This is a genomic window from Pseudomonas sp. Pdm06, assembly GCF_014851795.1.
Taxonomy (GTDB): domain Bacteria; phylum Pseudomonadota; class Gammaproteobacteria; order Pseudomonadales; family Pseudomonadaceae; genus Aquipseudomonas; species Aquipseudomonas fluorescens_AA.
The window spans coordinates 50806-64713 of record NZ_JACVAH010000018.1 but is presented as its reverse complement, the minus strand read 5'-3'; the positions used below and the strand labels follow the sequence as shown (position 1 = coordinate 64713).

12 protein-coding genes are annotated in these 13908 nt (G+C 49.1%); 11 read left to right on the top strand and 1 reads right to left on the bottom strand.

Features of this window, described 5'->3' with window-relative positions:
* Positions 1–14: 14 nt before the first annotated feature.
* Positions 15–1580: an ABC transporter substrate-binding protein gene (locus tag IB266_RS25285; protein ID WP_192263147.1), complete on the bottom strand. Its 1566-nt coding sequence runs from the start codon at positions 1578–1580 to the stop codon at positions 15–17.
* A gap of 267 nt (positions 1581–1847) precedes the next feature.
* Between IB266_RS25285 and IB266_RS25280 the strand changes: the two genes are divergently transcribed.
* The 11 genes from IB266_RS25280 to IB266_RS25230 all read left to right on the top strand — a co-directional run bounded on the left by IB266_RS25280 (position 1848) and on the right by IB266_RS25230 (position 13904).
* Positions 1848–2435, top strand: coding sequence for a carboxymuconolactone decarboxylase family protein (locus tag IB266_RS25280; protein WP_192263145.1), 588 nt, complete (start codon positions 1848–1850; stop codon positions 2433–2435).
* A gap of 1 nt (position 2436) precedes the next feature.
* Positions 2437–3726: an aspartate aminotransferase family protein gene (locus IB266_RS25275; RefSeq protein ID WP_225613650.1), complete on the top strand. Its 1290-nt coding sequence runs from the start codon at positions 2437–2439 to the stop codon at positions 3724–3726.
* Positions 3727–3744: 18 nt separating this feature from the next.
* The gene (locus IB266_RS25270; protein ID WP_192263143.1) at positions 3745–4755 is read left to right on the top strand and encodes a phosphotransferase; all 1011 of its coding nucleotides are present in this window, start codon (positions 3745–3747) and stop codon (positions 4753–4755) included.
* Positions 4756–4757: 2 nt separating this feature from the next.
* Complete coding sequence (locus tag IB266_RS25265; protein WP_192263141.1) at positions 4758–6038, top strand: aspartate aminotransferase family protein; 1281 nt, start codon at positions 4758–4760, stop codon at positions 6036–6038.
* Complete coding sequence (locus IB266_RS25260; protein WP_192263139.1) at positions 6035–6796, top strand: SDR family NAD(P)-dependent oxidoreductase; 762 nt, start codon at positions 6035–6037, stop codon at positions 6794–6796. The genes IB266_RS25265 and IB266_RS25260 overlap by 4 nt, the downstream gene beginning before the upstream one ends.
* Before the next feature lie 14 nt (positions 6797–6810).
* Positions 6811–8055 (top strand): M20 family metallo-hydrolase, encoded by a 1245-nt coding sequence (locus IB266_RS25255; RefSeq protein ID WP_192263137.1) that lies wholly within the window; start codon positions 6811–6813, stop codon positions 8053–8055.
* A 77-nt stretch (positions 8056–8132) separates the two neighbouring features.
* A complete protein-coding gene (locus IB266_RS25250; RefSeq protein ID WP_192263135.1) occupies positions 8133–9092 on the top strand; it encodes an ABC transporter permease in 960 nt (319 codons plus the stop codon).
* A 31-nt stretch (positions 9093–9123) separates the two neighbouring features.
* Entirely contained in the window at positions 9124–9954 is an 831-nt protein-coding gene (locus IB266_RS25245; protein ID WP_192263132.1) for an ABC transporter permease, read from the top strand.
* A 5-nt stretch (positions 9955–9959) separates the two neighbouring features.
* The gene (locus IB266_RS25240) at positions 9960–11768 is read left to right on the top strand and encodes an ABC transporter ATP-binding protein (protein ID WP_192263130.1); all 1809 of its coding nucleotides are present in this window, start codon (positions 9960–9962) and stop codon (positions 11766–11768) included.
* 37 nt (positions 11769–11805) lie between these two features.
* On the top strand, positions 11806–12753 hold the full coding sequence (locus tag IB266_RS25235; RefSeq protein ID WP_225613649.1) for an arginase family protein: 948 nt from the start codon (positions 11806–11808) through the stop codon (positions 12751–12753).
* A 152-nt stretch (positions 12754–12905) separates the two neighbouring features.
* Entirely contained in the window at positions 12906–13904 is a 999-nt protein-coding gene (locus tag IB266_RS25230; protein WP_192263128.1) for a LysR family transcriptional regulator, read from the top strand.
* Positions 13905–13908: the final 4 nt, after the last annotated feature.

Sequence of the window (13908 nt, the reverse complement as noted above, 5' to 3'; positions counted from 1 at the left end):
TATAGGCTGAGTAGCTATTTTTTCCAAACTGACCCAAGTGCGATGGGGTCTTCAGTGGCGAATGGATTACCTTCTACCCCTTTGTGCATAACCAGCGTCCGATCTATGAACGCAGGGATTATCACACCTGACTGATTTGCAGCCTCGGCCAAGAGTTTTTTGTAAGCAATGGCCTGTTTTTCCTCGTCTCTTTCCGCCAGTGCATCGTTGATGGCCGACCGCATCGCCCCATTGCCGTCGAATTTTGAACCGTTGAAAGGGGCTCCTTTGACGTAGGCAGCGTCCAATGTGTCATGTGCATGACGGCGAAGCATAAAATCGATATAGGCTGGGCGCTTACCCCATACTTGATCCCAATACGTTTCTTTGGGCCATTGATTGATTTTTACCTTAATACCAGCTGCCTTGAGGGATTCTCCAAATACGACAGCCAGGTTCACGAAGCCGGTGGTCGTATCAGAGGTGAAAATCTCAAACTCCAATCCATTAGGGTAACCAGCCTCGGACAGCAATGCCTTGGCTTTAGCTATGTCATAGCTTGGAAGCGTGGCGGTCGAGGGGAATAGCTTGTCGAAATTAGGGACAGGAACATCGGGGCTCACTGATCCGAACCCTCCATATACGACATCTAGGAGCAAGTTGCGATCTAATGCATATTTGATGGCTTGTCGAACTCGGATGTCGTCAAAAGGTTTAACCGTTTCATCTAGAAAAATCCCATACCAAAGGTTGGATGGCATACGAGCCAACGTGACAGATGAGTCATTGGCCAGCTTCTTTAGGATGACCGGTTCGATGCCATCTACAATATCCACTGCTCCGGATTTAACCGCCTGCACACGTGTATTCTGATCCAGAATCGCAACGCATTGGATGGCATCAAGGGAAGCGTATCCAACCTGCCAATGCTTCTCCCAACGGGATGTCTCCCAAGCTTGTCCCGGCGTAAACGACTTGACTTTGAAAGGCCCGGTGCCGACAGCGCTAGCGACCGATGCTAGAGGGGATGTGTTGTTTTTGACGACCGCGCAATAGGGCCTGGTCAGCGCAAGCGGAAGGAGGGTGTCCACCCGTTTTGTGTGGATCGTAAGTGTAAGGTTGTCTTTTACTTGAATGCCGTCAGCATCAAAGCTTGCAATCAGTCTGCCGCGAGAAGGCGAGCCGATTTTCTCGTCCAGAATACGAGAAAGCGACCATTTAACATCGTCTGCGGTGAAAGCGCTCCCATCGTGAAATAGCACATTGGGACGGAGCTTGAATGTCCAACTGAGCCCGTCTTCGGAGAGATTCCAAGACTCGGCCAACCCGGGAGCGACGGCGAGGTTTGGGTCGCGAACGACCAATGTCTCAAAAATGAGCTGAGTGATCAGGGTTGAACTGCCATTCGTGGCCGTCGCCGGATCTAGCTTCTCGCTACTTCTACCATCCGCGGCTCCATAGCGGAGTGTCCCGCCCTTTATCTTGGACAGAAGGCTTTCAGCAAAGCTGAGACTCGGCAATGCAAAAGCCGAGCTTAACAGCGCCGCATCGCGGAGAAAACGCCGACGACCAACCCCTAACGTTAAATAATCTCTAGACAATTTTCGTATCCTTGATCTGATTATGACGGGCAGGGTCTAATTAAAGGCGTTACTATTTTTATATTTTTTCTGGGCCAACACCAGTAGGATCTTTATCGCATAGCTAATATACCGATGAAAGAATCTATCTGCTTCGCAATTCTCCGATGCAAGCATCGGCTGCAACCAATGGTAACTTTTGAATTTGCATGGTTACCTGTTGGCATCCGGAGTGCGTTGCCATCCGGAGTGCATAACATCACCGCCTGATCTTATAATGGTAAATACATGGCACGAGTACCGCTTTTAACCCCAGATGACCTCCCAGATGCTGACAGACAGATAATATGGCGTCGGGGAAATCTTTATCGCGCATTGGCAAATTCACCAGAATTTGCTGCTACCTTTGCGACATATGGTTTTTGGTTAAACACACGTTCTTCGCTGTCGAATCGGATTCAGGAGCTTGTAATCCTAAAGGTGGCGTCTATCCACGGTTCACGGTTCGAGTGGTCGGCTCACGTCGGAATGTCTTTAAGTAAACAAATACTCTCTGAAGTCGAGGTTGAGGCAATCGCAGTAGGTGCGGAACAGTCAGTAGAAAGCATCAATAGTTTGGAGCAGGTTCTCCTCGCCATGGTGGATAAAAAATTAAAGTTTAAAGCGGTAGATGATGCAGATGCCCAGTATGTCATTGAAAATCAGGGTCAAAAATTCTTCGTTGAATTCGCCGGCCTTGTTGGCATGTACATCGGACTCGCCCATTTGATTGATCTCTTGGCTATTGATGTTGCTTGTAATGAACAAGGTTGGGATCAAAGATTTCCGCTTCCGAATTATTCCGACGATTGCCACCAGCTAGCAGAGGATGAATAAGATGGGCACATCAAAAAACATGATGGATATTGCAAACAGGGTGCTCCCTGGTGGTAGTTTCAATTCTGTTGCATTCGGTGCAGCGAGCAACATCATCGTCAAAAGTGGCGTAGGCTGCAAAATCACCGATATTTCTGGTCGAGAATATTTCGATTGTATAAACGGCTCTGGCCCTATGTTGCTTGGGCACGCTCATCCTGAAGTCGTCGAGGCAGTCCGTAAAGCAGCTGAATGCCCTTCTAATTTTTATGTTCTCAATGACAAGGGAATTGAACTTGCAGAAAAACTGGTCGACGCGATTCCTTGCGCTGAGCAAATCAAATATGGCGTATCGGGATCCGATGCTACCTTTTTTGCGATGCGTATTGCGCGGGCAGTCACCGGCCGAAGCAAAATACTGAAGTTTGAAGGTGGATTTTTAGGCGTTAATGATTATGCCCTAATGGGAATGGGCCCATCGCCCGACATTGAGGCACATTATCCTCAGGCTGTACCAGACAGTGCAGGAATACCTGCGGTCCTAGAGTCGGAAGTATTTGTGGTTCCTTTCAATAACATAGCACTTGCCCGCGAAATCATTGAACGCCATGGCTCCGAAATAGCAGCAGTAATTATTGAGCCCCAGCACCGCTGCATTGATCCAGCTCCTGGATTTCTAGAGGCTTTGCGAGATGTCACAAAAAAAGCCGGAATTCTTCTGATCTTTGATGAGGTAGTAACAGGATTCCGCCTTGCCTACGGTGGAGCTCAGCAGCGCTATGGCGTGGTACCGGATCTCGCCACATACGGGAAAGTCGTGGGGGGAGGATTGCCCCTTTCGGCAGTGGCTGGGAGTGCTGAACTCCTCTCGCGCTGTGATCCAAATAAAGCGAGCAATCCAGATTATTGCTACATCAGCAGCACCATGAGCGGACACGCTCTCCCGGCTTCCGCTGGCATCGCCACGCTGAACGTGCTCTCACGGGATGGTGTGTACGAACGCCTGTACGAGATCGGGGATCGTTTTCGGGCTGGTGTCCGAGAAATTTTTCGAGACAGAGGAATGGACGTCCAATTGCCTGGCACCGGCCCCCTTACTACAGTCGTAATCTCTAAAGATGAGGTTACTGACTATCGTACAAGTGTTAAAGGGGATATCAACCTACAAAAAAGATTTTTGGCACGAATGGTCGAGAATGGCGTGCTAACACACGGTAAATTCTATCTGTCACTAGCGTTCTCAAATGCTGATATTGATCATGTTGTACACATAATGGATGAGTCGCTTGGTCAAGTGCTAAGTCATAAGTAGAAAAAGAGAGTCCCAGTCATGTCCGAATATCCACCGAGCGATGCACTTGTCTCGATGCTCTTCCGTGAGTACGGGGTAGAAGCAAATATCTATAAGTTAACGGGAGAAGCGGACGTTAACTACCGCGTTAGCTGCAGTGACGGAAACGATTATTTGCTAAAAATGACTCGCCGGACTCAGGAAAACTATTTGGATGCTGTTTTTCAAGCAGACACTTTGAGATGGCTAGGGAACCATGATCTAGGATTTTCTATCCCGAAGGTTATACCTTCGGTAGGTGGGGGTGATGTGGTCGAGGGGAAAGGGATAGAAAATGAAGGATTCATCTTTCGCCTCTATAATTTTCTTCCCGGTATTTTGTTGAATGATGTTCCAAAACATGGGTGTGTAAGACCTAAGATAGGTGGAATGGTAGCAAAGCTACATGATGCTACCGAGAATTTTTATCACAGCCGTGCATCCCGGTACGTCAAGTGGGATATTAAGAATTCTCACGCACTGACAGACCACTTGAAAGTGATCGATGATCAGAACTTACGGAAACTAATCGCTAGCATGGTCGATGGATACGTAAAAAATGTAATGCCACTTATCAACCAGCTGCCAAAGCAAATCATCCACGGTGACTTACATCCTGGAAATATACTTATAGAGCCTGTGGATAAAAGTATAAAGGGGGTGATTGACTTTGGTGATGTGGTGTTGTCATCGCGATCTGGTGACTTGGCGATTGCGTGTGCTGGGCAGCTAGACTACAAGGACGATGCACTGAAAGGTGTTCTACAAGTGCTTGATGGCTATCGCCCTAAAAAAAATCTTACTGCTGCGGAGGCTAACGCTCTGCCGTATCAGATAGGCGCCCGGTTTGCTGCCGGTATATTGTTTCTTACTTCGCACAGGAAGAAGTTTCCGGATAGCACTCATTTTCCTGTGATATCGTCAGAACAAGCGTATTCAAGAGTGTGGCAGTGGCAACAACTTATTCTGCGGAAGTCAGACCTGCTTGATCACAGCGCCACTAGGGGATAGAGATGTCTTTTGTAAATGCCGAGAACTCCTTAGAGACACTACTTCAACGTAGGAAGAAGTCTTTTGCCTCCACGTATACATCATTTTATGCAGAGCCTTTGGAAATCGTTCGAGCTGATGATGTCTGGATGTATGATTCGGCAGGTAAAGCTTATCTCGACTTCTATAACAATGTACCAGTGGTTGGACATAGCAATCCAACGGTTGCGACCCGCATTTTTAATCAGCTCACTCAAGTTAATACACACACTCGTTACCTGACGCGCAATATCATAGAACTCTCCGAGCGGCTATTGACCAAGGTGCCCGCGCCCCTAGACCGCATCATTTTCACCTGTACTGGAAGCGAATCCAACGATTTGGCGTACAGAGTCGCAAAGGCAGTGACTGGAAATGACGGCTTCATCGTCACTACCAATGCCTATCACGGCGGAACGGCGGCGCTAGTGGGTTTGTCGCCTTCGCTTTGCGGCTTAGAAGGGTTGGGAGAGCATACGTTTTTAGCTTCCGGTATCGGTGAGGTGCCGGGTAAGTTCATTGAGTCTGTCGGTGCAGCGCTAGTGTCCATGACTGAACGCGGAATCAAGCCCGCTGGAATTTTTTTGGATAGCGCATTCTCAAGTGACGGTATTTATACCCACCTCGGCTCAGAGTTGAGAATCGCTACGGAGCTAGTGCGCGCGGCTGGTGGGCTCGTCGTAGCGGACGAAGTGCAATCCGGCTTTCATCGATTCGGTACCAGCATGTGGGGCTTTCAGCACCATGGCTTTGAACCTGATCTGGTCACTCTAGGTAAGCCCATGGGCAATGGATATCCAATTGCTGCACTCATCGGAACTGCTGTCATATTTGATGCTTTCCGTAATAAGTCTCTTTACTTCAATACTTTCGCAGGTGGGAATGTCGCGGCAGAAGCAGCGCTGGCCGTACTGGATGTTATTGAGCGCGACGAATTAGCCAAAAACTCGTCCGCTATAGGTGAAGAGCTGCGTAACGGCTTGCTTCAGCTTAAAAACCGCTTCGCCTTAATCAAAGACGTAAGGGGGGAAGGACTATTCGTTGGCGTTGAGTTACAAGGACTTGACGTACATCAAGGCCAAGATGTTGGGGCGCTTTTAGTCGAGGATCTCAAATCGCGCGGCATATTGATCAGTGCAACTGGACCTAACAACAATGTTTTAAAAATCCGCCCGCCGCTCACCATCAAGAGTTCGCACATTTCTTATTTTCTAAAGTATTTAGCGGAAAGCTTGACTAATCATCACCGTGAGAATGCCAAATGATCGGGGAAAATGAAGTAGCAATTGTCACTGGTGCCGGAAATCCTAAAGGGATCGGCTTCGCTATCGCCCACGCCTTGATCGAGTCAGGATTAACTGTGATCGTCTGCTCTACCTCCGAGCGGATCGAGGACAGAAAAGCCGAATTGATTGCATGTGGCGGCATAGTGGATTCCTGGGTAGGCGACTTGAGCTCTGCCGCAGGCGGTGCCGCACTTATAGCCTATGTAATTGCGAAATACGGACGTATCGATATTCTTGTTAACAACGCGGGGATGGCTCAGACGGGGGTTGATACAGATTGGTCTCCTGTAGACAAGGTAACTTTAGAAACTTGGCATAAGACGTTTTCGTGTTCACTTGACACATGCTTTAACGTAACTACGGCAGCCGTGCCTCATATGGTCGCAGCGGGATATGGGCGGATTGTAAATATCTCTTCGGTCTCTGGGACTGTAGCTGTATTCGAGGGTGGCGCGGGCTATTGTGCAGCTAAAGCAGCCGTGGCGGGTTATACCAAGGTACTTGCTCTAGAGCTAGCGAAATTTGGTGTTACCGCGAACGCTGTTGCTCCAGGATGGATCAACAACGGTAATGAACAAATGATCGTTGATCATGGCAGGAATACACCTGTCGGAAGGGCAGGACATCCTTATGAAGTGGCCTCCCTAGTTAAATATTTAGCGTCGCCGTCTTCAAGTTACATCACGGGTCAGCTAATCGTCGTTGACGGTGGAAACACTATTCAAGAATGTAAGTAGAGGTGATTGAAATCATGAATATCGAATCTTTGAAGCATAATCTAGATCCTAGCCGTCTTTGGTCCGATCTCATGACGTTAGGTGCTATTGGTGTTACGCCCAAGGGCGGAAGCTCAAGAGTTGCGTTGTCTGATGCTGATAGAGATGCTCGAAACCTATTTGTCTATTGGGCCAAAGAGGCCGGAATGACTATCAAGGTTGACCGCATTGGCAATGTTTTCGCACGGAGAGAGGGGCGAGAGCCGGAGCTTCCACCAGTGATGATCGGAAGCCATCTCGATACCCAGACTCCGGGGGGAAAGTTCGACGGAATTCTGGGAGTGTTGGCCGGACTGGAAGTTGTCCGGGCTATGAATCGATCGAAACTTCCGTTCCGACGCTCTGTAGAGGTCGCCGTTTGGACGAATGAGGAAGGCGTTCGCTTTCCAGGCCTCATGGGATCGTCTGTGTTCGCCAAACTGAAGAGTGTTGAGCAAGCTCTTGCTGATGTTGATAAAAACGGAATTTCCGTCGCTACGGAGCTCAAGCGGATCGGTTATGCCGGCCAAGAGCCGGTAGGCGATAGGGCTCTGGACAGTTATATCGAGCTGCACATCGAGCAAGGAGCTTTACTTGAGAAGGCTAATGTAACGATTGGAGCAGTGACTAATAGTTCCTGGTGGGCTATCGGGAACTTGACCGTTCATGGTTCCAACGGACATGCACAGACCGCGCCGATGTCACATCGTAAGAATGCATTATACGGAGCCGCTCAGCTAATTTCCCGAATCGAGCAAGTCGGACTTAGTCATGAGCCTCATGGAATGGTGAGCGTTACTGAGATCGAGTGCCTTCCTAATAACATGATCAATTTGCCGCACTACTGCAACCTCAAATACTTGATCGTGCACGACACCGAGGCAGGTCGTTCGCAAATCATTGAGCAGATCAAAGAGATCATCGCGACGGTTAAACAAGAGACAGGCCTACTAGTCGACGATGAGTCCGAGTTAAGCCTGGACCGTCTCGATTTTTCTCCTGAACTGCTAGATCTGACTGAGAACGCTGCAGAAAGCTTAGGCTACAAGTCGATGCGTCTGTCGACGCTCACTGGCCATGATGCTTTGCAAATGCATCACGTGTGTCCTACTGCGATTATTTTTGTGCCATGTGAGGGCGGCCTGTCTCATTGCGAAGAAGAATGGTGTTCCGAAGAGCATGTAACCGCTGGAGCGCAGGTTCTACTGGCCGCGGTTGCAAGCCGTGTTGGCATAGTCTGAGTCTGCGTATGGCCAGTCTTAACAGAGCAGATGTCTGTCGCCCCCGCGGGAGTTTTGTAGCCTTGAAAGGTCATTTTATGAAACTGGTCGCTCGCTTGTTTGGAAGGCTACTTTCAAACTTCGCTACCCTGTTGATACTAAGTGCGATTTCCTTTGTCCTTTTGAATTTCAAAGGGCCTCAAGAAATTGCGGTGTCGTCTCTGGGGCGGGAAGCTTCTGCTGCCCAAATTGACGCGTTCGTAAAGGATCATCATCTAGACAAGCCCACACTTGAGCGTTTTTTAAGTTGGTCTTTGGCTGTGGTCAAGGGTGACTTTGGTACGACTATCGTCACGGAGCAGCCCGTTGTCGACATCGTTGCACCTAGAGTCACCCGCAGTATCATACTGGCGACAATCGGTGCGTTCATTGGAATTATCAGTGGAATATTTATAGGCACCTTGCTGGCAAGACGATTCGGCAGCCCAACGGACTTGCGAGGTACCAGTGCGCTGTTACTGCTTGCGGCTGTGCCAGAGTTTTTAGTGGGGTTGATGATTTACTCAGTATTTTCGGTGTGGCTAGAGTGGGTTCCGGCGCAGTCCTCGTTCGCATTTGCGTTTGGAAATGCCTCCGATAGGGCACTGGCCTACATCCTTCCGGCGTTGAGTATCGCTCTGATAATACTGCCCCATATATCTCGTGTTACAAGAGCGACCATGTCGGAGGCGTTTAAATCACAATATATTGTGTCAGCAAAATTGCGGGGTTTACCTGAGTATAAAGTTGTATGGCAGCATGCGCTTATCAATTGCGCCACGCCAATTTTGAGCGCCGCTGGTTTAAGTCTTGTATACGCATTTTCTGGTGCGGTAGCCATTGAGTATCTTTTCAGTTTTCCTGGGATTGGGGCTTTACTAGTGGAGTCAATCGGTAGTGGCGAACTATTCACCACAATGTCACTGCTGCTCGTTTTTGGGGTGCTCGTTGCCTTCACGAATATTGCCATCGATGTGGGTACTTATTTCTTGAATCCGCGAGTTAGGTTTTCTAAATGAGCAAGGACTATTCAAATTTTGAGGAAACACTATGGCCGGCCTGATAGCATCCCTTATGAGCTCCAGACAGGGGCGTTACGGTCTGATCCTAGTCTCATCAATTATGGCTCTTATTATAGCTGGCCCCTATTTTGCTCCGTTTGACCCGACTGCAGTTAACTTAGCTCCTGCAAGGGCTTCCATTAGCGCAGTTCATTGGTTAGGAACTGATGGGCTTGGCCGTGATGTGCTTAGTCGGCTTTTGTGTGGAGGACAGAGTATCGTGGTGCTGCCTCTGGTTTCGGTATCCATTGGATATGTGTTGGCTGGCACCTTGACCGTCTATGCCTCCTACAAGGGGGGGGTAATAGATTCATTGGTTACTCGAGTGTTCGAAGTTTTGATGACCTTTCCGACGCTGCTCAAAACACTTTTGTTTGTCGCTGCCTTTGGCGCCCACACTTGGGTGTTGATCACTTCGTTGGTTATTTCCACTATGCCCGGTGCCAACCGTGTGGTTCGTGGGGTGGTGCTAGACGAGGTATCTAGAGATTACGTCTGGGCGGCCAAAACACGGGGAGAGTCGCTGGCATACATAATATTTTCAGAATTGATTCCGAACATCCTTGGGCCTGTTGCTGCCGATTACTCAATGCGGATCACCTGGGCAATCATTGCGCTGTCCACGTTGAGCTTCTTAGGGTTGGGGGTGCAGCCACCTACTCCAGACTGGGGACTTATGATCCAAGAAGCACGGGCCTCACTTCAGGATAATCCTTGGGCAGCATTGGTTCCTGCGCTCGCGATTGGAGCTCTTTCGTTGGGCTTCAGTTTTCTCGCGGACGCGATTTCAGCTCACTGGGACAGCCCGGCTAAAAGGTGATCAGTATGCATACTCAAGCGATTGCGAAGCTCGTAGCGCCGAATGAAAGCGAAGAAGTTGTTCTCAAAATAGAAGGATTGAGCGTCCGTTATCCTGGGATGAAGGAGGGAACCTATACTGTTCATGGCGTTGATCTTGAGCTCGTCAGAGGCACCATTCATGGCCTCATGGGCGAGTCGGGTTGTGGTAAGTCTACAACTGCTCTCGCATCCATTGCGTTTCGTCGATCACAGGAAATAATCGATGGCAAGGCATTGTTCGCAGGAAAAGATCTTTTCACTTACACCCATCGTGAACTACTCTCACTTTGGGGCGGCAAGGTTGCGTTTGTTGCGCAGAGTGCTTTCCAGGCTCTAAACCCCAGCCTAACCATCGGTAGTCAAATCGAGCAGGTATTACGGACACATACTCACCTTGATCGCAGTGAAATCAATACTCGGATCCTGAGTCTTCTTTCGGATATGGGTGTACCTCTGCCAGAGCAAGCAGTTAAGCGCTATCCATTTCAGTTTAGTGGGGGGCAGCTCCAGCGCGTTGCGCTCGCGTTGGCTTTAGCGTGTAGGCCGCAAGTGTTGATCCTTGATGAGCCAACGACTGGCTTGGATGTGACTACGCAGGAGGTGATCTCTGCACTGCTTAAAAAGATCGCCCAAGATGACGGCATCTCCATTTTATACATCAGCCATGACTTGGCTCTCCTGAAGTCGATTGCCAGCTACATTTCTGTTATGTATGCGGGCCAAATAGTTGAGTCAGGTGTTGTCCATAAAGTTCTAGAAACGCCGAAACATCCGTACACCAGATTGCTGGTGGGTATCACACCCAAACTCAGCGACTCAAGGTTGATACCTGGTATCCCGGGGGCTCCTCCCCCCCATTCTATTCTTGACAGTTGTGCATTCGCTCCCCGATGCGAGCATGCTCGGCCTGCCTGTGAGGCAGGTGTCATTCCGCTGGTAGCTAAAGACAGTTGTAATGTCAGATGCATACGGGTCAACGAGATCCCATTGGCGCCTCCGGATGGTTCGAGCTTGGCTCGCCCGATTACCTCGAGCAATCAGCCACTGCTCATTGTCGATCAACTGGAGCTGAGGTATCCGGGCGCAAAATTTCTCTCAATAGATAAGCTTTCTTTCAAGCTTATGCGTGGAGAGAGAGTCGCCATTGTTGGAGAAAGTGGAAGCGGGAAATCATCTGTGCTAAGAGTTATTGCTGGTATCTCGGCCGCTTCTGATGGCTACCTTTCCTTTGATAATCAACGCCTCGGATTGGTAACTACCAGAACAAAGCAGCTCTGTAGTTCCATACAGTTAATTTTTCAAAATGCGGACTCGTCGCTGAATCCAAAGCATACGGTTAGAAAGCTATTGCGACGATCTTTGATTTTATTCAGACCTGAGATACGAGAGCCCAGCTATGACTCATGTATATCGAACATGCTCAGGCTCATTGGACTGCCAGAGCGCGTTCTAGATGTATCACCTTCCGCCCTATCAGGCGGTCAGCGACAAAGAGTTGCTATTGGTCGCTGTTTTCTTGCCAAGCCGAAACTCGTTCTCTGTGATGAGATTACGTCAGCGTTAGATGTTTCGGTGCAAGCAAGCGTTATGACATTGTTGGCTGAGCTCACCGCTGCTAACGGAGCGTCAGTCATCTTTGTTAGTCACGATCTTCCTGTCGTTCGTGCTATCGCAGATCGCGTGATCGTCATGCGGAAAGGACAAGTAGTCGAAATTGGAACGTCGGAGGAAATCTTCTGTCGCCCTAAACATCCATATACTCAATCATTGATATCAGCGGTTCCTGAATTCTGATTGTTTGTCGTTTAATTCTATAAAAGCAGGTGAATATATGAGCAACATTAAGTGCATACCGTCCCCGTTGACTTTTTTAGGTGTAAAAGCAGTTAGTGACCTCGACGCAATTGATGCCGATGTAGTTGTAATGGGTATTCCTTGTGCGACCCCTTACCTGTTCGTTGAGCAGTACGGTTTGTCCAACTTGGCTGGCCCTCTGGCACTGCGCCGAGCGACCGCACAATGGGCAAAAATGCATGATCGCATTGACTGGGATGTTGGCACCCCGATGCTCGATAACCAGCAGGATCGCGTTATTGATATCGGAGATCTACCGGTGAGCTTCTACGAGGCTGAAAGGAACCGCGAGGTAATCAAAACGACTGTAGAGAAGGTTATAGCCCAAGGGGCGGTCGCCATTGGCCTGGGAGGAGAGGACTCAGTTCCCACCGCAATGCTAATGGGGCTGAGTCAGTTAGAAGAAGTCACCGTGCTTCAGATCGATGCTCACATGGATTGGCGTGAAGAAAACGGCGGCGAGCGCTGGGGACTGTCTAGCGGTATGCGCCGGGCATCTGAGTTTCCTTACGTTAAGAACATCGTTCAGGTAGGAACTCGCGGGCCTAGCTCAGCCGGACCTCAAGAGATTGAGGACGCTCGCAAATGGGGGGCTAAGATTTTCACCGGTGAGATGGTTCACGACGATGGGATCCAGCCTATTCTGGACGCTATCCCTGAAGGTGCGAACGTTCATGTTAACTTCGACCTAGATGGTCTTGATCCTTCCGTAATGCCTTCCGTCTGGGTTCCTACGCCAGGTGGACTCACCTATTGGCAGGCAATGAAACTATTCCGAGGAGTGGCGGAAAAGGCCAACATCGTCAGCTTCGCGGTTGTAGAGTATGTTGAAGAGCGCGACCCATCCGGTATTGCAGCTAACACTGCCGCGCGACTGACTGCAACCGTTATTGGTGACATCCTGCGCAATAAGCGCAAAAAATAGGTTCGCAGCACCATCAGCTGGCGACCTTCCAAGCCCTTGCACCCCTATGGTGCAGGGGCTTCGTTATTTCTGGCTAATGAATGGCTAATGCACTGTGGCGTGGATTTTGCCTATCACTTGTATCCGAAAATGGTTGCAGTAGGTGGTTTACGATGGCTAGGCTCGCTCAATTGCATGAAGTTGATCTTAAACTTCTTCGATATTTTTGCACCATAGTCGAAGAGAACAGTTTCACTGCTGCGCAGGCTAAGCTCAACATTTCCCAGTCTAGCCTTAGTGAGTATCTCAAGTCACTTGAAGTTAGACTTGGATTAACCTTATGTCAACGTGGGCCAAAAGGCTTCGTTCTCTATGAGGAGGGGCGCCAGGTTTATCAAGCGGCACAAGTTTTATTTGAAAGCATAGACCGCTTTAAAGATAAGGTTTTTGATATTGGGGAGGCTGTTGCTGGAGAGTTAAATATTATAATTCAGGATGGCATAATAAATAACCCACGCTCCAAAATCCCGTTGGCCATACAAAACTTTACCTCCAAATTCCCGCTAGTGAAACTCAAGGTTGAACTCATGCTCGGCAATCAGATGATCACCAAGCTCAGTGAGGGTTTCCTAGGAGTGGGGATCGGATTGCCTAATCATCGGGTAGACAATCTCAACTATACCGAGTTGTTTGATGAAGTGTTGAATTTATACTGCGCTAAGGGCCATCCTGCATTTGAGGTGGTGGGTAGGGACTTTGACGAACAGCTGATAGCCAAATACCCATACTGCAGTCGAGGTAACTTGGAAGTGTTACGTACAGGTCGCGGCGAAAAAGTAATTGATGTGGGGCTTGGCGGAGATGCACAATTGGCTCTTATTTTGAGTGGTCGAGACCTCGGATACCTTTCCGAGCACACTGCCAATCCATATGTGGCCATGGGGCAAATGAAGCGCATCGACACCGTTACCTCCCGACAAGTAGTTCAAGCTGCCGCAGCCGTGAACTCAAACCATCTAGATCATCGAGTTCTCCGAGAGTTCGTGAAGTCGCTCATCGAAGTACATTCTACTGATATGGCCATCGGCGACTCACCGGCGGGTATCTCAAAAAGATCGTTTAGCTCTAGCCTAAGCAAGCAACGTATTGCTCAAGGTGGCAGCCCCTCTTGATGCT